Source organism: Mangrovimonas futianensis (genome assembly GCF_021245805.1).
GTDB classification, from domain to species: domain Bacteria; phylum Bacteroidota; class Bacteroidia; order Flavobacteriales; family Flavobacteriaceae; genus Mangrovimonas; species Mangrovimonas futianensis.
The window spans coordinates 134841-154679 of record NZ_JAJJNF010000003.1 but is presented as its reverse complement, the minus strand read 5'-3'; the positions used below and the strand labels follow the sequence as shown (position 1 = coordinate 154679).

The 19839-nt window shown below is 35.5% G+C and carries 17 protein-coding genes; 5 read left to right on the top strand and 12 right to left on the bottom strand.

What is annotated here, in order from left to right:
- Positions 1-14: 14 nt before the first annotated feature.
- Both LOK78_RS06010 and LOK78_RS06005 read right to left on the bottom strand, forming a co-directional pair.
- Positions 15-998, bottom strand: coding sequence for a PLP-dependent cysteine synthase family protein (locus LOK78_RS06010; protein WP_232634330.1), 984 nt, complete (start codon positions 996-998; stop codon positions 15-17).
- 71 nt (positions 999-1069) lie between these two features.
- Positions 1070-2305 carry an ABC transporter permease gene (locus tag LOK78_RS06005; RefSeq protein WP_232394532.1) on the bottom strand — a complete coding sequence of 412 codons (1236 nt, stop codon included), beginning with the start codon at positions 2303-2305 and terminating at the stop codon, positions 1070-1072.
- A 3-nt stretch (positions 2306-2308) separates the two neighbouring features.
- Between LOK78_RS06005 and LOK78_RS06000 the strand changes: the two genes are divergently transcribed.
- Positions 2309-3553 carry an exo-beta-N-acetylmuramidase NamZ family protein gene (locus LOK78_RS06000; RefSeq protein WP_232634329.1) on the top strand — a complete coding sequence of 415 codons (1245 nt, stop codon included), beginning with the start codon at positions 2309-2311 and terminating at the stop codon, positions 3551-3553.
- Positions 3554-3600: 47 nt separating this feature from the next.
- On the opposite strand, the gene LOK78_RS05995 is transcribed toward LOK78_RS06000, so the two are convergent.
- From LOK78_RS05995 to LOK78_RS05970, 6 genes are all read right to left on the bottom strand, one after another.
- A complete protein-coding gene (locus tag LOK78_RS05995; RefSeq protein WP_232634328.1) occupies positions 3601-4821 on the bottom strand; it encodes a porin family protein in 1221 nt (406 codons plus the stop codon).
- Positions 4822-4844: 23 nt separating this feature from the next.
- Positions 4845-6068: a porin family protein gene (locus tag LOK78_RS05990; protein WP_232634327.1), complete on the bottom strand. Its 1224-nt coding sequence runs from the start codon at positions 6066-6068 to the stop codon at positions 4845-4847.
- Positions 6069-6284: 216 nt separating this feature from the next.
- Positions 6285-7109 (bottom strand): glycerophosphodiester phosphodiesterase, encoded by an 825-nt coding sequence (locus tag LOK78_RS05985; protein WP_232394423.1) that lies wholly within the window; start codon positions 7107-7109, stop codon positions 6285-6287.
- A gap of 34 nt (positions 7110-7143) precedes the next feature.
- Positions 7144-7989 carry a sterol desaturase family protein gene (locus tag LOK78_RS05980; protein ID WP_232634326.1) on the bottom strand — a complete coding sequence of 282 codons (846 nt, stop codon included), beginning with the start codon at positions 7987-7989 and terminating at the stop codon, positions 7144-7146.
- Position 7990: 1 nt separating this feature from the next.
- Positions 7991-8887, bottom strand: a complete 897-nt coding sequence (locus LOK78_RS05975; RefSeq protein WP_232394425.1) for a hypothetical protein — start codon at positions 8885-8887, stop codon at positions 7991-7993.
- Positions 8888-8898: 11 nt separating this feature from the next.
- Complete coding sequence (locus tag LOK78_RS05970) at positions 8899-9390, bottom strand: YkgJ family cysteine cluster protein (protein WP_232634325.1); 492 nt, start codon at positions 9388-9390, stop codon at positions 8899-8901.
- A 65-nt stretch (positions 9391-9455) separates the two neighbouring features.
- On the opposite strand from LOK78_RS05970, the gene LOK78_RS05965 reads away from it, so the two are divergent.
- Positions 9456-10157 (top strand): class I SAM-dependent methyltransferase, encoded by a 702-nt coding sequence (locus tag LOK78_RS05965; RefSeq protein WP_232634324.1) that lies wholly within the window; start codon positions 9456-9458, stop codon positions 10155-10157.
- Here the strand turns inward: LOK78_RS05965 and LOK78_RS05960 are convergent.
- On the bottom strand, positions 10130-11767 hold the full coding sequence (locus LOK78_RS05960; protein ID WP_232634323.1) for an amidohydrolase: 1638 nt from the start codon (positions 11765-11767) through the stop codon (positions 10130-10132). The two genes, LOK78_RS05965 and LOK78_RS05960, sit on opposite strands and share 28 nt — an antisense overlap.
- A 195-nt stretch (positions 11768-11962) precedes the next feature.
- On the opposite strand from LOK78_RS05960, the gene LOK78_RS05955 reads away from it, so the two are divergent.
- The gene (locus LOK78_RS05955) at positions 11963-12727 is read left to right on the top strand and encodes a class I SAM-dependent methyltransferase (RefSeq protein WP_232634322.1); all 765 of its coding nucleotides are present in this window, start codon (positions 11963-11965) and stop codon (positions 12725-12727) included.
- Positions 12728-12763: 36 nt separating this feature from the next.
- On the opposite strand, the gene LOK78_RS05950 is transcribed toward LOK78_RS05955, so the two are convergent.
- Positions 12764-14497, bottom strand: a complete 1734-nt coding sequence (locus LOK78_RS05950; RefSeq protein ID WP_232394431.1) for a TonB-dependent receptor — start codon at positions 14495-14497, stop codon at positions 12764-12766.
- 24 nt (positions 14498-14521) lie between these two features.
- Entirely contained in the window at positions 14522-17548 is a 3027-nt protein-coding gene (locus tag LOK78_RS05945; protein ID WP_232634321.1) for a tetratricopeptide repeat protein, read from the bottom strand.
- Positions 17549-17745: 197 nt separating this feature from the next.
- Between LOK78_RS05945 and LOK78_RS05940 the strand changes: the two genes are divergently transcribed.
- Together LOK78_RS05940 and LOK78_RS05935 are read left to right on the top strand one after the other, a co-directional pair.
- The gene (locus LOK78_RS05940) at positions 17746-18438 is read left to right on the top strand and encodes a cell division ATP-binding protein FtsE (RefSeq protein ID WP_053972328.1); all 693 of its coding nucleotides are present in this window, start codon (positions 17746-17748) and stop codon (positions 18436-18438) included.
- Between the two features lie 86 nt (positions 18439-18524).
- Positions 18525-19409 carry a glycosyltransferase family 2 protein gene (locus LOK78_RS05935; protein ID WP_232634320.1) on the top strand — a complete coding sequence of 295 codons (885 nt, stop codon included), beginning with the start codon at positions 18525-18527 and terminating at the stop codon, positions 19407-19409.
- Here the strand turns inward: LOK78_RS05935 and LOK78_RS05930 are convergent.
- On the bottom strand, positions 19406-19816 hold the full coding sequence (locus LOK78_RS05930) for a sugar 3,4-ketoisomerase (RefSeq protein ID WP_166959307.1): 411 nt from the start codon (positions 19814-19816) through the stop codon (positions 19406-19408). The two genes, LOK78_RS05935 and LOK78_RS05930, sit on opposite strands and share 4 nt — an antisense overlap.
- Positions 19817-19839 lie beyond the last annotated feature (23 nt).

Sequence of the window (19839 nt, the reverse complement as noted above, 5' to 3'; positions counted from 1 at the left end):
CATTCAATTCAAGCCTATTCCTCCAAAAAACCCATTTTTTTCATCCAATCATTATTGAACATCTTGCCAACATACCGGCTACCGTGGTCATGAAACAATACCACCACAACATCATCTTTGGAGAAATGTTCCTTTAGCTGCAATACACCTTTAATGGCGGCACCAGCAGAATTTCCTAAAAACATGCCTTCTTCCTTTGCTAATTTCTGAGTAAAAATGGCAGCGTCCTTATCTGTTACCTTAGTAAAACCATCAATAATACTGAAATCAACGTTCTTTGGAAGTATGTCTTCACCTATACCTTCTGTTATGTACGGATAGATTTCATTTTCATCAAAAACACCAGTTTCGTGATACTTTTTAAACACACTTCCATAGGTATCCACTCCCCAAATTTTAATATCTGGATTTTGCTCTTTCAAATATTTTCCAACACCAGAAATGGTACCCCCAGTTCCTACACCCACCACAAAATGGGTGATTTTACCTTCTGTTTGTTTCCAAATTTCTGGACCTGTACTTTCATAATGTGCCAAAGCATTACTAGGGTTATCATATTGATTGACATACCAGGAGTTAGGTGTCTCCTCAGCTAGCCTTTTAGATACTGAATAATAACTACGAGGATCATCCGGTGCCACAGCCGTAGGACAAACCACCACTTCTGCTCCCATAGCTCTGAGTACATCCATTTTTTCCTTGGACTGTTTATCGTTTATTACAAAAACACATTTATATCCTTTTACAATGGCAGCCAAAGCCAATCCCATACCTGTATTTCCAGAAGTACCTTCAATAATCGTTCCTCCAGGTTTTAACCTCCCATCCGCCTCAGCATCTTCAATCATCTTTAAGGCCATTCGGTCCTTAACAGAGTTTCCTGGATTAAACGTTTCATATTTGGCTAATACCAAACAAGGTAATTCCTTGGTGAGTTTATTGATTTTCACCAAAGGTGTATTACCTATGGTATCCAAGATATTTTTAGCGTATTCCATAATGTGGTTTTGGTTGGCAAAAATAGGGAAAAGAAAAAGTTTTCATAAAAATCCATTCTTAAATCCTTGAACTATTCAAATCTAATTGCCTTAACAGGAGAAATTTTAGTGATGATTATCGAAGGTATTAAAAGCATTGCAAGACACAATAAAAAGGTTCCCAAATTAAGGGCTAAAATATATCCCAAACTCATATAAACAGGGGCTTCTGTCACATAATAGACTTCTGGATTTAAAGGAAATAGTTTTAAGTACTTTTGAGCAAATAACAATCCCAACCCAATCAGATTCCCCCAAAACAACCCCAAGACAATTAAATAGGATGCATTGTATAAAAAGATTTTACGGATGCTCCAGTTATCACTTCCCAAAGCTTTTAAAATCCCAATCATTTGTGTTCTCTCTAGAATTAGTACTAGTAGAGCCGTTATCATATTAATCCCGGCAACAATAATCATGATGCCAATAATTCCATAGATATTTTTATCAAAAATCTTTATCCATTCAAAAATAGAGGGGAATTTTTCTTCAACACTATAAGTATTCAACATAGAAGGTGTGTTCTGATAAACTTCCATCATTTTTTCATTTATTTGACTGTAATCGTCCAAATAAATTTCAAAATTCCCTACTTCATTTGGCCCCCATCCATTCAATCTTTGTAAGTGACGAATATCACCAACGATATAAGTTTCATCAAATTCCTTAAATCCAGAGTTGTAAATTCCAACCACATTATAGGTAATCATGCTTGGTGGTTTATTAGGATCTTCCTTTCTGAACAGAGTTGTAAACCGATCCCCCACTTTAAAATGCATTCTATTCGCCAAATAATCTGAAATCAACACCTCTTCACTCCTTCCATTGGAATAATCAGGGAGACGCCCTTCAAGAAGAAACTCTTTAAAATAGTTCCAATGATAATCCTGCCCAACTCCTTTCACTATGATGGCTTCAAAGTCATCCTCTGTCCTTATAACACCAAATTTGGAAGCCACTCCTTGAATATGTTTGATACCAGAAACCGATTTGAACTCCGGATAAAAATCTTGATCTAGAGAAACAGGGACACCACTTTCTTGGGAATTGTTACTATCAAAATTGGAAATAATAAGGTGCCCATTAAACGCTGAAACCTTTTCTCTTATTTTTTGCTGAAGCCCTATCCCCGTTGCTATAGCAACAAGCATAACGATAATTCCAATGGCAATTGCCGTGATTCCTATTTTTATAATTGGAGCCGAAACGCTACTTTTATACGTTTTACTATCAATTATACGTTTAGCTGTAAAATATTCGAAATTCAAATTATGATTCACGGTTTAAAGATGCTCAAAAATACCATTTTATTCTTTGTCTTGATACTCATTTCCTGTGGAAACATTTCCAGACCAAAAGATTCTTTAAATAATAGAGAAATGTCTTCGTCTAATAACGAGATAGAGGACCAACCTATTATAGTTGGTGCCAACAGAACCGAAATTTATTTACCAGAATTAAAAGGAAAGAAAGTTGGTATTGTAGCCAACCAAACCAGTGTCATTTTTAAAAACGACCAAAGCTATACCCACCTTGTTGATTCTCTTGTGTCCTTGAACGTCTCTATTAAAGCCGTTTTTGCTCCAGAACATGGATTTAGAGGTAAGGCTGATGCAGGTGAACATGTAAATGACGGCATGGATTCAAAAACAGGTTTACCAATTATTTCTCTTTATGGTAACAATAAAAAACCAAAACCTGAACAACTTGAAGACATTGACGTTCTTGTTTTTGACATTCAGGATGTAGGTGCTCGATTTTACACATATATATCGACCTTACACTATGTAATGGAAGCTTGTGCTGAACTGAACATTTCTATAATTATCTTAGACCGTCCTAACCCAAACGGACATTATGTTGATGGCCCTATTTTAGAGCCCGAATTTCAAAGTTTTGTTGGAATGCATCCCATTCCAGTAGTTCATGGTATGACTATAGGTGAATATGCCCAAATGATTAATGCTGAGGGTTGGTTAAAAGATAAAATTACTTGTGATTTACTGGTAGTCCCTATGGATAATTACAATCATAAAAAATCTTATGATTTGCCAATAAAACCTTCTCCAAACCTACCAAATGCACACGCCATTAATTTATATCCCAGCTTGTGTTTTTTTGAGGGCACTAATGTAAACGCAGGAAGGGGTACTGAAAAGCAGTTTCAGGTTTTTGGAAGTCCGCATTTAAGGGCTTCCACTTTTCCCTATTCTTATACTCCTGAGTCTAATGAAGGAGCCAAACACCCCAAGCATGAAGGTAAGCTTTGCTATGGTATGGACTTATCCAATTTAGAACCTTTAGATCAACTAGATTTATCTCATATCATTAAAGCCTACCGACATACAACTAATCAAGAAGCGTTTTTCAATTCTTTCTTTGATAAATTGGCTGGAACGAAAAAGTTAAAACAACAAATAATGGATGGCCTTTCAAATGAAGAAATAAGAGCCTCCTGGAAAGAAGGATTGGAAGTCTTCAGAATGAAAAGAGAAAGGTATTTGATATATCCGTAAATGAAAAAGGATGGCATCTGCCATCCTTTTTTTAAAATACTATTCTACTAATTAAAGCTGTAAGACACTCTTGCATTGAAGCTATTGAGTCCTGTTCGATCGGCAAAATTCAGCACTTTGGAATTAGTCACGTATCTAATGCCAACATTGAATTTAGCTATATCAACGCCCACACCTAATTGCAACCCATAAATAACATCTCTAAGTTCAAATACGTAGTAATTATCTACCTCAACGTTATCCTTATGCTGGTCTACCTCCATAGAACCAGATAACGAATAATTAAAGCTTGGACCAGCTTCTAAAAAGGGAACTATCTTTTGATTATTAGTATTGAAACGGTATCGTACCATTAAATTCAAATAAATAGTAGATAAATCAAACTTCAAATTTTGGTGGCTCTTATAATCTAATGCGGCACTATATACATAAGAGTATTCATATGAATCTTCAACTGAAAAATATCCCAGTTCTCCTAAAACAGACCATTTTTTCAATTGGTCATTTATAAATATCTCATAAAATCCGCCTACATTATAACTAACCGTATGCTCAGGTTCAAATCCTTCAAAAACACCAGTTGTTCTTTCAAATTTTAGTTGGGTTAGTCCTACACCCACAAAAACTCCGTAATCACTTTTTATTTTATTTTTCTTTTTGAACTTATAGTCCGTTTCACCACAATGGTTGTACTTTTCAATTACCTCCATTAACTCTTCTCTTTTATAATCCAGAGAATTACTCGCTTTGACACTTTTACAATCGGAAAAAAGTAAATTCAATTGGCCAATAAAATTTTTCTGAGGTCTCAACTTGGAATCCTTTGTTAACATTTGCCTGTAATTCAATTCTCTAAAATCATCTCCTTTCTCAACAAAATAGTGACTTCTACTATCAAAATATTCAAAAAGATTTATGGTTCCACGAACTATTTGTTTCATAAAAACATGCACATCCATAAACTCAACTGGCGTATCTGCATGCATTTTATCTAAATTTTGTTCGGTCACATCCAATGATGTATATCTAGAAATATATGTTTCCTGATTTACAGTAAATTCTTGAAGCAAATCTGGCGTATAAATCATAGTTTCATTACCATTTCGAAACTCAATTTGTTTGGGAGATCGTTTCCAATCTTGAAAATTAATTTCTCCATTACGTGTTGTCCCTTCAGCAGTAATGACACTTCCTGGGATAAAATTATTTTGTGCATGCATTAGCACAGAAATGAAGAAAAGGCCTAAAAATGAAATTTTTATTCTCATGTTGTTTAAATGATATATAATGGTTAATTAAAGTTGTAGTAAGCTCTTAGCATAAATGTTTGTAAATCACTAGAATCAGCAAAACTGAAAACTTTGGAGACAAATCCATATCTCAATTCAAGGGCAAACTTGGAAACTTCCAATCCAGCCCCTAAGGAAAGACCAAAGTTCATCTTTCTAGGTTCAAACTTATAGTGATTTGTTCCATCAGATCCATCTTTGGTCTGAAAAACTTCTAAATTTCCAGAAGTGAAATTTACTCCGACACCTCCGCCCAAAAACGGAATCAGCTTTTGATTATTCGTATTGAATCGATACCTAATTAATAAATTGAAATCGACAGATGAAATTTGGTATTCAAACTGTTGGCGATTATGATAATCAAACAATTCAAAATAAACATGGGAATACTCGGTATCCCCTTTAACTTTAAAGAAACCTAGTTCTCCTAAAACGGACCATTTCTTTAAATCTTTATTGATAAATAGTTCATAAAACCCTCCAAAATTGATGGACATATTATTTTCTGGGCTGTAGTTTACAAACGCCGATTCCGAACTTTCTGTATTCAAATTTAGTTTGGTAACCCCAACACCTATAAAGGCCCCAGAGCCGTTTTCAATTTCTCTCTTTTTTTTGTAAACATAGGTTTGGTCTCCACAATGGTTATACTCATTTATCAATTTGACTAGTTGTTCCTTTTTATAGCTCATTGATTCCTTGACATGAACATCTTGGCAATCGGAAAGTAATAAATTCAATTGCCCAATAAAGGTTTTCTGAGGTTTCAACTTCAAATTATCAGTTAACATCTCTCGATAATTCAACTCTCTAAAAACGTCATCCTTTTCAAAAAAATAGTGTGACCTATAATCAAAATATTCATAAAGATTAATGTTTCCTTCAACCAGTTGTCTTAAAAATATATGAACATCCATAAACTCAACAGGAGTTGAAGGATGCATTTTATTCAAGTTTTGTTCGGTAACATCCAATGAGGTTAATCTCGAGATATAAGTTTCTTCCCCTACTGTAAATCCTAGTAATCTCTCAGGGCTAAAAGTAATGGTACCATCACCGTTTCGAAATTCTATTTGTTTTGGAGATCGTTTCCAATCTTGAAAATTAATATCTCCCTTATGGATAGTTCCATCCAATTTTGTGATACTTCCGGGAATAAAATTGTTTTGTGCGTGCAAGAGCACAGAAAGAAAAAATAAAAATAAAATGGTTCCTGTTTTTCTCATTCTTGATAAAAAATATATAGTGATTAATTAAAGTTTGCTTATCTATTTGGCAAAAGATTGCCTGTTCAAATAATCTTTGAACACTGTATCTTAAAAAACTTGAAATGAATTAATTAATAAATTTTTCTAGTAAATCTCCCTGGAATGATTGCTGAGATCATATTGATGGGATAAAGTTGAAAGTTGAATCATGTAGGTTAAATATTTTTGGTTTTTTTAATTTATTAGGGCTATTAATTTATCTGGGTAATCTGTAATTATACTATTCACTTGGTAGGCTATCATCCGTTCCATGTCCTCTGGATCATTAACGGTCCAGGGAATTACCAAAAATCCTTGATTTTGGTAGGCACTCACAGTTTCTTTGGACAATAGTTCAAAGTAAGGACTTAAAATTTTTGGCGTAAAACTTAGTTCTTTCAGCTTGTCTTCAATTGATTCCTTTTCATCTATCAAAAGGGCGACAACCATATCAGGATCTTGTTTTTTGATTTCCTCTAGAACTCTGACATCAAAAGATTGCAAATTACAACGAGAAGCCACACCATATCTTCTAACCTCATCCAAAACTAGGCTAACAAACTCATGTGGTTTAGGAGTATATAGGTCATCAAAATCTGGTTTTGATTTGATTTCAATATTATATTTAATATTTGGATTTAAGGAATCTGATAATTTAAAGACCTCTCCTAACAATGGTTTATGGGTCTTAAAATTCCTTTGATCTGGAAACCTAGGGTGCTGTTTACTGCCGCAGTCAAATTGTTTAATTGAATCATAGGTCATTTGAAAAAAATTGTACTTCATATCCAATCTTCTTGGAATAACCTCTCCATATGAATCCAAGCAATAATAACGACTAATAAAAGGCTCATGAGATACCACAATTTGCCGATCTTTTGAAATGGCTAAATCTAGTTCTAGCGTGTTCACCCCCAACTCTATGGCCTTTTGAAACGCGGGCAATGTATTTTCTGGTAGCAATCCGCGACACCCTCTATGTCCCTGAACACCGATATTTGGATTTGATTCACAACTCATAAGAACCAGGGTTGTTAAAATGAAAACAAAGGATTTAATTAGATTCATTCGTTGGTAAAACCGTTGGCTTTTTATATTTCTGAAAGGGCTGAGTCAATAGATTGCCTAAATTCCCATTTTCCTTTTCATTAGGGAACACATCTACCCCATAGACTAATTCATCTCTATTTAGCTCCATGTATGTACCAAAGATACGATCCCAAATGGAAAAAATATTTCCATAATTAGAATCGGTATAAGGCAACACATGGTGATGATGTACTTTATGCATATCTGGGGATACAAAAAAATAACTAATCATTTTATCCAATTTGGGCGGCATCTTTATGTTGGCATGTGTTAACTGAGTAAAAACAACTGATAGGGATTGATACATAAAAACTAGCGCTATAGGTGTTCCTACCACCAATACCCCCAATGTTGTAAACGCAAATCTAATAACACTTTCGATAGGATGGTGACGGTTTCCCGTAGTGGTATCCACATGATGGTCTGTATGATGTACTAAATGGACCATCCATAAAGGTTTAATCCTGTGCTCGACATAATGAGCTAGATAAGCTCCAAAAAAGTCCAAAAGCATAACCCCTAATAAAGCATATAACCACAATGGCATATCGGGCAACCAATTGATTATTCCAAAGTTATTGGCTTTAACCCAATCGGCTGTTTTCAATAAAACAAAAGCCAAACTGAAATTAATCAAGATGGTGGTGAAGGTGAAAAAGAAATTTGGAAAGGCATGACGCCATTTTTTATACTTAAAATGGAATAGTGGTACGGCACTTTCTATAAGCCAAAAACAGGTAATTCCCCCAACCAGAATAAGGCTCCTGTGTAAAGATGGAATGGTTTCGAAGTAGGAAATGATTGATTCCAAATTAATTGTCTGTATGATTAATTAATTGCATGATCTTTTTTAAGTCTAACATCGACATCTTCGAGCGCCATTGAGAAGCATTATCTTCATCATTTAACATTCTGTAAGCCGAAAAGTACAAAAAAGCGAGCAATTTTTCATTGGCTTTATCCAATTCAGTTGTATCAATTCTATTCAACTGCCTCAACACCTTTTTAGGTTTATTGGTCAGTAGCGAGGATTGTATTTCAAGTAGCTCAATTCGTTCCAGCATGACCTTTTTATCTTCTTCATCGGGAATTCCGTTCAAAAATTCCAGAGCCTCCTCCAGATAAATCAAAGATAAATCGGTTACTTCTGGTCTGATATCCTCCTTAAGAAAAAAGGCAAAATCCATATACTTGGCTGCCAAATAAAATGCAGAATAAAAGTTTTTTTCCTGTCTGTAATTAATGTATTCATTTTTTATGAGTGACACATCCAACGCATATTTACCTATGAACTTGGAAAGATTAGTCAAATAAACATCTTCATCCATTTTGTTAAGAATGTTGCCATTGACATCCATAATTTTCATACTATCATCATTGAATTTCTGAATATAATCATAGGATCTATCCTTAATCTTGGCGTACAAATCTGGATATGCATCTTCACTTAAAACAACAGGTACAAAATGGGCCCACACAAGACTATCTATAACGGGAGAATTGTAACTGTCTTCTATAAGAACCTCTTTCCCTTGCTCGTTATAAAGTATGGCAGGTGTCTTTTGATAAAAGGCATTTTCCCATACAACCAACAACAATTTATTCTGAAATAAGGCCAACCGTTCAGCAATCTCTAAGTTGGTCATCCAATCTTGTGATTGTCCAACAAAGCAAACCAAGAACATCAAAATTGTTAATACCTTTCTCATGGTTTTATCATTTACTTTATTCGCTTTTTCATTTCTTCAACAATATTAAAAGCTGCAGGACAAATGGCCACATTCTTTAAGGTCAAATTAGATATTTGCTGAAACTTTTTCCGATCGGTATGTGGATACTCTCTACAAGCCTTTGGTCTTACCTCATAAATCGAGCAATAATTATCTGCTCCCAAAAAGGTACAGGGAACCTGCTGCAGTACATAATCCCGATCTTCATCTATACGCAAATAGATATCAATGAACTGCTGGGGCTTCATTTTGAAATGCTTGGAAATACGCTCCACATCTTTATCTGTAAACAAAGGTCCAGTGGTTTTACAGCAATTAGCACACTTCAGACAGTCCGTTCGCTCAAACTCTTCTTCATGCAATTCCTGCATGATATAATCCAGATCCTTTGGAGGCTTCTTTTTAAGCTTCTGAAAGAATGATTTATTTTCCTTATGCTTATCTTTGGCCAATTCTGGCAGATGTTTAATGACCTCTTCCATAACACAAAAATAGTGTTTTAATATACAACCTTGACAAGGCCTAAAAACCTGATTCTTTAATAACCATGAAAGATATTTTTGGACTAGCTCTTTTAGATTTTCAAAACGGAAATTATACAGAAGATTTGATTACTTGGACTAACATTTCTGACGAAGATGAACTCCCACTTCCCTATTTGTTCAGAAGCTTTAAAGACATGCCTGCTTTAGAGCAAAAGGCCCTGAAACTAGCTAAAGGGACTGTTTTAGATGTGGGTTGTGGAGCAGGTAGCCATAGTCTTTACCTTCAAAAAAAGGGATTACAGGTCAAAGCCATTGACATTTCTCTAGGAGCTGTCACAGTTGCCAAGGCCAGAGGTGTCATCTCAGTTGAGAACTTAGACATATTGGCTGAGACCGGAACCTATGACACCATCTTATTGCTCATGAACGGAACCGGAATTTTCAAGGAACTTTCACAAGTGGCCACTTACTTGAAACATTTAAAAAGCCTATTAAAACCCAATGGACAAATCCTTATTGACTCATCAGATATACAATATATGTATGAAGACGAAGATGGTGGTCTGTGGATAGACACTCATGCCAACTACTATGGTGAATTGGATTATTTCTTGAGCTACAAAGGACAGGAAGAAATTCCCATGACCTGGTTATATCTGGATTTCAATACACTTTATACGGCGTGTACTGCTCTAGGTTTAACATGTGAATTGGTAGCCGAAGGTGACCATTATGACTATTTAGCCAAACTTTCACTTTCGTAAACCACCTCACCTCCAATAACAGTCTGTAAAACCTTTGTTTGCGGAATCTTTGCAACTTCAACGGTCATCAAATCTTGATCTAGAATGACAAAGTCGGCCAATTTCCCTATTTCTATACTTCCTTTTTCGTTTTCTTCAAAGTTTGAATAAGCTGCCCAAATGGTCATCCCTTTAATTGTCTCCTCTCGACTCAAGTGGTTTTCCATTTGAAATCCTCCTTCTGGAAAACCTTTTAAATCTTGACGTCCAACAGCAGCATAAAATGTTAAGAAGGGGTTCACTTGCTCAACAGGAAAATCGGTCCCTAAGGCTATCTTACCATAAGCATCCAAAAGTTGTTTATAAGCATAAGCCCCTTTAATTCGCTCCTCACCCAATCGTTCCTCTGCCCAATACATATCACTTGTTGCATGCGTAGGCTGGACAGAAGGCAAGATGTTATTGAATTTAGAAAAATCGTCCGAGGCAATGACTTGGGCATGCTCCATTCTCCAACGTCTATCATTCTGTCCCTCTAGGGCCTTCTCATAGGTATTTATAAGTAAATGATTGGCAGAATCCCCAATGGCATGGGTATTCATCTGGAAATCAGATTTGGCTATACGACCGGCAATTTCAGTTAATTCTGAAACTGGAGTTAATAACAAACCAAAATGATTGTCTTTATCCTGATACGGGGCTCTCAACAAAGCACCTCTAGAACCAAGCGCTCCGTCTGCATACACCTTAAAGGAACGTACATTAAGACGGTCTGTTTTATAAATGCCTTTGTTTAAATAAAGATCCAAATTCTTTGGGCTATTGGACACCATAGCATAAACTCTTGTTTTAAGGCTTCCCTCCTTTTGCATTTGGTCAATCATATCAATAATTGCTGGTTCCAAACCTGCGTCATCCACAGTCGTCAATCCAAATTTTGAACAAATGACTTGCGCATCCAACAAACCTTTTAAAATTTCCTTTTCTGTTGGCTGTGGCCATTGGTCTAAAACCAAATCTACCGCATTGTCAATTAAAATTCCAGTAAGCTTTCCATCCTTCACCTCAATCTCACCACCATCAACTTTGGTATTGACCGTGATCTTACCCAGGTCTAAAGCAGCTTGATTACAAATAGCTGCATGTCCATCAACTCGCCTAAGTATAACTGGCATATCAGGAAATAATCTGTTTAAAAGCATATTGGTTGGAAGTGTTTTATCTTCCCAGTCGGTTTCATCCCATCCTCTCGCTTCAATTTGTCGCGGTTGCGTTTGGTTATTGAAATCCAAAACCCGTTTCATGACATCATCAAAATTTCGTGTTCCTACCAAATCAACGGTTTGTTGATTCATCCCCATACCATAGAAATGGCAATGGGCATCAATTAACCCAGGAAAAATAGGCTTACCCTTTAAATCTATAGTGTTTTGGGATCGGTATGTATTGGTTATCTTTTTGGTGGTTCCCACATCAATAAATTTACCGTCTTTGATTGCAAAAGCCTCTGCAATGGCAAAATCTTGGTTAACCGTATACACTTGGGCATTGAAAATTATGGTATCTACTTCTTCCTTGTTTTGACAGGATAGTGCCAAACAAAGAACAAGCAAAAGGGCGAATTTTTTCATTGGGTTGTTAGTTTTATGGAGCATAAAAATAGAAATTATGATTTAAAGTTGTAGGAACAAGAAATGAATTAGGTTAAAATGGATTAACTTATTCTATAATGCTAAAACAAGCACCTCAAAACATTTTATTTCAACCATGACATAAAACTCATTTTTTTTTCTTTACTTGATAACTCATTTTCAATCTTTTGTGCAATGTCTCTGAAACAACTATTTAATCATTTAGTAAAAAAAAATAAAACAAATAAAGAAAAAATAAATTGGGTCACTAATCCTCCAAAAAAAGACTTTATAGATTTTATGACCAATAAAAATTCTGTAACTAAGACAATTGGAGATGAGTGGGAGGGTCATGCCTATTATGATAAAGCGGAAAACTGGCTTTATAAATTCTGGGAAGAAGACACTGTTTTTTACCAAAGATTTCAGGAATTAGACTGCACCCATATAGTGGAAATCGCATGTGGACATGGTAGACATGTGCAATTCTATTTGGAGAAAGCAAAATCCATTACATTATTGGATATAAATCAAAATAACATTGAATATTGCAAAAATCGATTTTCAAGTGAGAGCAAAATATCCTATTATGTTACAAATGGAAATAGTTTAACAGGAATTGAAACTAATTCACAAACAACAGTTTTCACTTATGACGCTATGGTTCATTTTGAGATGCTTGATGTAATTGAATATTTAAAAGAAGCCAATAGGGTTTTAATCAAAGGAGGAAAAATTCTTTTTCACCATTCTAATGCTGGCTACTTACCAACGGTTTATTACACTTCCAAACCTCATTGGAGAAATTTTATGTCAGCAGATATTTTTGCTCATTTAGCTTCTAGATTTGGATTCCAAGTAATAAGTCAAGATATTTTTTCTTGGGGAGAAGGCGAAGACTTGGTTGAAAATGTTGATTGTTTGTCTTTGTGTATTAAAGTTAAAAACATTGACCCCTGACAAAAACGTTTAGGATTAAACGACAATCTAATTTTATTAAAAATTAAACTTATAGGTCACGCCTCCCAAAACTTGAATGCCTTGAACGGGAAAGTTCATCCATCTTTGGTAGTTTTGACTCGCTAGATTATTACCCTTTAAAAATACCGACCAACGATCATTAATGTGGTAACCAGCATGTAGGTTCAAATCAAAATAACCATCCAAAGAAACTACCGAAGACTCCATAGGCACTAAAGAATTAGCAAATACTAACTCATCCTTTCTTTCTCCAACAAAAAACATGCTAGCACCTGCAAACCAATGTTCGTCTATTTGGAAATCCCCAAACAACGAGCCTTTAAAATTAGGCAAGTTCCACGCCTCGGTTTGATCATCTGTACCGTAGATAAAGTAATCGGCTTTCACTCCTACCGTAATGTTTCTATTTAAATCCACGCTCAGCTCACCACCAATATTGAACGTATTGACATCGTCATAAACCACATTAAAGGAATTTCCGTTTTGGTAAACTTCCTCGGCGCCCACGACCAAAACTTCGTTGCTTTTGAATAACGCTTTACCTCTATCGGCCATATAACCTCCAGAAATGGTATAGCTCATGGTATTGCTTACCTTTCCTCGTAACCCTACATAGGCATTATACTGCTGATCGGTTGGCATTATATTCAACGTTGGTGATATAAATGGGTTCTCTTGGGCAAAATCATAATATGAGTTCTGGATCAAGCCTCCTTTAATTCCTCCATAAGCAATCAGTACTTCGTTTACAATACGATAGGAAGCTTCAATATTCGGGTAGATATAGAACTTGTTACCACCATTTTCAAAGTCATTTAAATAATAAGTACTCACCCCTAAATCAAGTGTTAAATCATCTTGTATCAATCTGTAGGTAGGTGCCAGCCCGATATTGAAATTCCCATATTTAATTTCATCGGAAGTCCAATAATTTCTATCAAAAGAACCTCCTACATAATCAAACATAATATCTGCAGTGATAGCTGCCTCACCGATAGTCACATCTCCTGAAACTTTGGCATTGAATCTATTTTCTCCAGAGCCGTTATTATCTCCAAAATGCCTTAACAACACCTTTGCGGTTTTAATATATCCATCTTCAAAGCCTATATCCCCTCCTATATTCCCACCATAAAATGTGTGACTCACGCCAAGAGAACTTTGCTCAGATAGTGGTGTGAAAAATGGTTGTGGCAATCCATACCAATTATAAACTTGATGGATAAATCCAGCATCTACATTCCAAGTTAAATCCCGTAAATATCTCGAATAATTCAAATCAATCTTAGAATCATAAAAATAATGATCCAATAAGGCTTCGTCAATACCGGTTTGGGATGAATGATGGCTTACAGAAGCACCCACATGATCTGTCCTGCTTAAGGCATAATTTAAATACACATCACCTACAAGGGTTGTATAGCTTCCACCTGCTAGTGTGGCATAATTATCAAACAATTTGGCTGGGGTTGTTTTTTCCAAAGTAGCGGCTTTTCCCTTTGCTGGTGTAAACGTAGAAGCTACTGGAACTGATAAAATATTGTATTGTACATCCTTTTTGGTTGTATTGACATCATCATCCAAATTAGGCGTTTCCTTGACCTTAAAAGCGTCTGAAATAGATGGCGTGTATGGTTTGACAACATTAATGACCCCTGTTTGTAAAGTATCATTGTCTTTATCTTGAGCCCAAAGGCTTCCTACCGTTAAAAATAAAAATATGTATAGAATTTGAATGTGCTTACGCATAGAATCGTTTTAAAAATGATGAAATTAATTACCTGCCTCGGGTTGAATAGATGAATTTGTTTTAGCTTGCTCTTTCTTGATTTTTGAAAGTTCGGATTGAGCTTCCTCTACCACGTCTTCAAAATCCTTGAAATTTTCAATAACACTTTCTAGAATATAGGTTGCTTGAAAAGCATCTCCCAATTCATTGAAGTTTTTGGCCATGACAACCAAACCTTTGGCACTGTAATATTTATATCCTGAATAATCCTTAACTAATTTTTGAATGGACTCATTGGAAGCTTCATGGGCTCCTTCCTTATTTTTGAAGAAAGCATTATAGAACAATGCTTCTGCAGCAGCCTCACCTATAGCTGTTTTTTCCACTTCGGCATAAGCCGCTTTGGCTCTTTGCTCATTGCCAGTCTTTATGGCCGAACGTGCTATGATGATTTGAGCATCGCTTTTTATTTTATTATCAATACTGCTTTGAGCCAATACCTTCTCTGCATAGTTTACCGCTTCGTTATACTTATTCAGCTGGTAATTGGCCTTCATAAGGTTTGACTGGGCAAAAACAATATTCTGAGGGAAACTCGATTCGTTTTCAAGTCTTTTTAATACAGGTATGGCCTCCACCCAATTCTTTTTTTCCAAATAAATTTGGGAAACCCTAGATAATGATTCCTCGGTAAACTCACTAGGGGTTGCCTCCAATACAAATTGGTAATGTGGTAAGGCATTTTCGCCTAATTCCTTTTTGGTGTACAATTGCGCCAAATAGAAATGGGCAGACAAAGCATTCATTCCGCGAGGAAACTCATTAAGATATTTATTGAACTGACGGATGGTGTCATCTGTTTTGTTATCCAAGTATTTTTTCTCGGCAGATTCATAAGTGGCATTATCCAAATCGGCATCAGTAACATCCACATAATCCAAGGTTCTCACCCATGAGGCATAGTCTTCAACTTTACCCATATCAATATAGATCAAACGGGCAGTCGAAACGGCTTGATTTGCTTCTGGTGTGCCAGGATAATCAGTTGCCACTTCCTTAAACTTCACAAGGGCATAGTCATTTTTCCCTGCATTATAATGAATCAAACCTTGACGCAGCAACGCTTTAGGAACAAAGGCACTCATTTGATACTCGGCTCTTAAGCGGTCATAAATTTTTATTGCTTTTACATCTTCTCCAGCCTTTACATAGGAATTACCCAACTCATACATGGCATCATCCCTAAGCGGGGAATCTGGATACTTTTGAATAAAGGTTTCCATTTCAGATATCTTTTTAGAAGCATTCCCCATATAACCATAACTGATAGACTTCTGGAAAAAAGCATACCCTGGATCTACATTGTTCATAGCGATGGCTTCAGAATAAGCATCGATAGCTTTGTTGTAATCACTTGAAACAAAATAGGCATCACCCAACCTTAAATAGGCATCATTTAACCTAACCGCATCATTAGGATTACTTTGAATATACTGATTGAAAAAAGATAATGCTTGTGAATAATTTTTTTGCTTAAAATAGGTGTAGCCCAAATTGTAATCAATGTTTTGGCTCTCTGGAACTGAAATTCCCGAAGACATACTCTTGAATTGTTTTAATCCGATCAAAGCCTCTTCAAAATTGGATAAGTGATAATCGGTTTCTGCCTTCCAGAAGATAGCTCTTGCTGTAAAAGTTTCATCAATGGCCTCTTTGGCAGATTTTTCAAATAAGGCATGCGCTTCCTTATAATTCCCATCATTGTAAAGTTCCAATCCTCTGTAAAAGGCAACCTTCTGGTAAGCCTTTTTATTTTCAAAACTTCTTCTCCCCTCCAACAACAATAAAGCCTCTTCATAATTCTTTGAAGTGATATAAGAATCAATAAGTAAAGTTTCAACTTCTTCCCGATGTGCCGATTCTGGGTAGGATTTCAAATAGCCATCCAAAACTTGTGGAACCGATTGATACGGATTCCCTATCTCATAACTGATTTTTGCATAATTTAAAAGGGCATCTTCCTTTATTTGAGCATCATATTCCATTTGAGAGGCGTTTCTGAAAGCATTCAATGCCTCTTGCTTCTTACCTTGCTCCACATAACTTTCCCCTAAATGATAATAGGCGTTCTGAGCAACAAAGTCGTTACCTCCAATGATTTTGTTGAATTCGGAAATGGCTTTTTCAAAGTCATTTTGTTTATAGTAAGCATAGCCCAATTGGTAGTAATCGGTATTGCTCCATTTACCACGCTTACCTTGGTATTGGGTTAGATAAGGGAGCGCCTGATCATACTGCTCTAAATTAAAATAACTTTCGCCTATAATTTTATTAAGCTCTGAAACTTCATTTCTATCGCTTTTGGGAAGTTGTTCCTTTGCTAATTTGATGGCTTCTTCAAACTTGCCCAGTTTAAAATTCAAATCGGCTTGATAGTAAGAAAGCTTCTCTTTGTATTTCTCATTATCTCCAACCTGTTCAAAATATTGATTGGCTTGTTGATAATCATCGCCCTGGTAGGCCATATAGCCAATATAATATTTGGCTTGAGCACCATATTTTTTAGAGTTTTCTACCTTGCTCAAGTATGATTTGGCATCGTTATAATTTTTTGTAGAAAATGCTACATACCCATTATTAAAATTGAATTTCTCCCTTTCATTAATCGCTAGAGAACCCTCATCTACTTTATCATACCATTTCTTGGCATAGGCATATTTGGCATTGTTGAAATAATATTCTGCCACATCCACATAGGCGGTGTTGCGCTTGGGACTGGTAGGGTATTCCTCCACAAATCGCTCCATTAATTGATCAGCATTTTGTTGATTTAACCTCACTGCACAATTGGCTATATAGAAAGCACAATCAGATTTCACCACATCTGTAGAAGCTTGATTTTTAACTTCTTTAAACAATGATTGAGCAGCCAAATATTGATCATTATTGTACAAGGACAATGCTTTTTGGAAATCTACCAAGTCACTGGTATATGCTGCTGTTTGTTGTGAATATATATGTAGGGAAATACTTAATGTCAGAATGAAAAAAAGGATGCTTTTTCGCGTCATATAACTTGTTTTTATCACCATCAAAGATAATTTAATCTAACTTCTATAACGTAGAATTAGTAGGATAATTATAAACACATTTATTAAAGTTTTGCTTTTGTCTTCAAAGGAGAACAGACAGTCATGCTTTTTAGCTTTTGGTTTTTCTAATTTGGTTTTTAGTGATACATTTACAAATGAAAATTAAAGTTTAGCACATGTCAAATCCCGTATTAAAGTTGAAGGACGTTTCTATTTTTCAAGGAGACAATCTCGTATTATCTGATGTCAATGTAGAAGTCAACAAAGGAGATTTTGTCTATTTGATTGGTAAGACAGGAACGGGCAAAAGTAGTTTGATGAAAACTTTATATGGTGATTTACCTTTAACCAAAGGAGAAGGTCACATTGTAGATTATGACTTGAGCCAACTGAAGGAAAAAGAAATTCCTTTTTTAAGGCGAAAATTGGGAGTCGTTTTTCAAGATTTCCAACTTTTATCTGACAGGACGGTAAACGGCAATTTGGAATTTGTATTGAAAGCAACAGGCTGGAAAGACAAAAAAGAAATTTCTGCTAGAATTGAAACGGTACTTGCCAAAGTTGGAATGAAAACCAAGGGTTTTAAATTCCCTCATGAACTTTCTGGTGGTGAGCAACAACGTGTCGCCATTGCGCGTGCCTTATTGAACAACCCAGAACTCATTTTGGCCGATGAGCCCACTGGTAATCTAGACCCCCAAACCAGTATTGAAGTGATGGAAGTGCTGCAGGATATCAACAAAAATGGAAACACCATTTTGATGGCAACCCATGATTATGCTCTGTTATTAAAATATCCTAGTAAGACACTAAAATGTGATGAAGGACAAGTTTTTGAAGTGGTTCAACGTAAGGCGTCAGCTGGTTAAAAGCATACCTTTGTTTTTGCTTCAGAATTTAGAACAGAGACAAATTCCTCAAGAATACGACATTTAAATTCAGATAAGATGCATTCATGCTTTCCATCTTAATCCCTACATATCATTATAATGCCTTCCCATTGGCTTCTAATGTTGTTTCTCAAGCGGAAAAGGAACAAATTCCCTTTGAGTTATTATGTATTGACGATGGCTCAAATTCGGAGTTAAATAGTGAGAATCATAAAATAAATGATTTAAAAAACAGCTCCTTCATTTCTTTGAAAGAGAATGTAGGTAGATCTTCAGTAAGGCGAATACTTGCTGAAAAAGCCCAATTTGATTGGTTGCTATTTTTGGACGCAGACGTTATTCCCAAGTCCAACGACTTTTTAAAAAATTACATCCAATTAATAAATGAAGATTTTGAGGCCATATTCGGTGGATTTGCATACACAAGCAATTATGAAAGTTCGGGTAAAGAACTTCGGATTACTTTTGGAAAAAATCGTGAAGAAGTACCTGGATCAATAAGGAATAAAACGCCCTACAAAGTCATTATTTCAGCCAACTTTTTGATAAAAAGGAATATTTACACAGACGGTTTAAATATCAGTCAAGACAACCTTTACGGCATGGATTATTTATTTGGAGCCCTACTTAAAAAACATCAAATAAAAATAAAACATATAGACAATGAGGTTTATCATCTAGGAATAGATTCCAATGACCTTTTTTTAGAAAAGACCAAGAAAGCGGTAGAAACATTGGCATATTTGGTGCGCACTGATAAAATGAAAGAACATCAAAATTCACTTTTAAAAACATATAAATTTTTAAAATCCATGCATTTTGACACTTTGTATGGTAAATTAAGTAAAATGATTAACCCTCAATTGGAGAAAAATTTGAAGGGGTCCAATCCAAATTTATTTGTATTTGACTTATATCGATTAGGCTATTTGTGCCAAATTATGAATTAAACCTCTTTTGATTTCAAAAAGTTATTAAAATCCCTAATATAATCCCCCTCTTCAAACACATCTGACGCAAGTACCAAACATACAGCGCCAGAAGAAAAGTTATCCAATTCTCTCCAAATACCTGTGGGTATTAGCAATCCTTTATTAGGTTTGTTGAGAGTCACACGCCTAGAGCCCATACCATCATTTAAAATCACCTCAAAACTACCGCTAACCGCAATCAAAAATTCCAATTGTTCTTTATGAGCATGCCCACCTCTATAAGCGTCACTGGGGACATCATATAAGTAATACACCCGATTAATTTTAAAAGGAATGGTATCCTTTTCTATAACCGAAAGGTTCCCACGAGTATCTGCTATTTTTGGGACCTCCATTATTTTAATATCCTCAAGTGATGTTTTCATACCAAATAAAACTATTAAAAAGA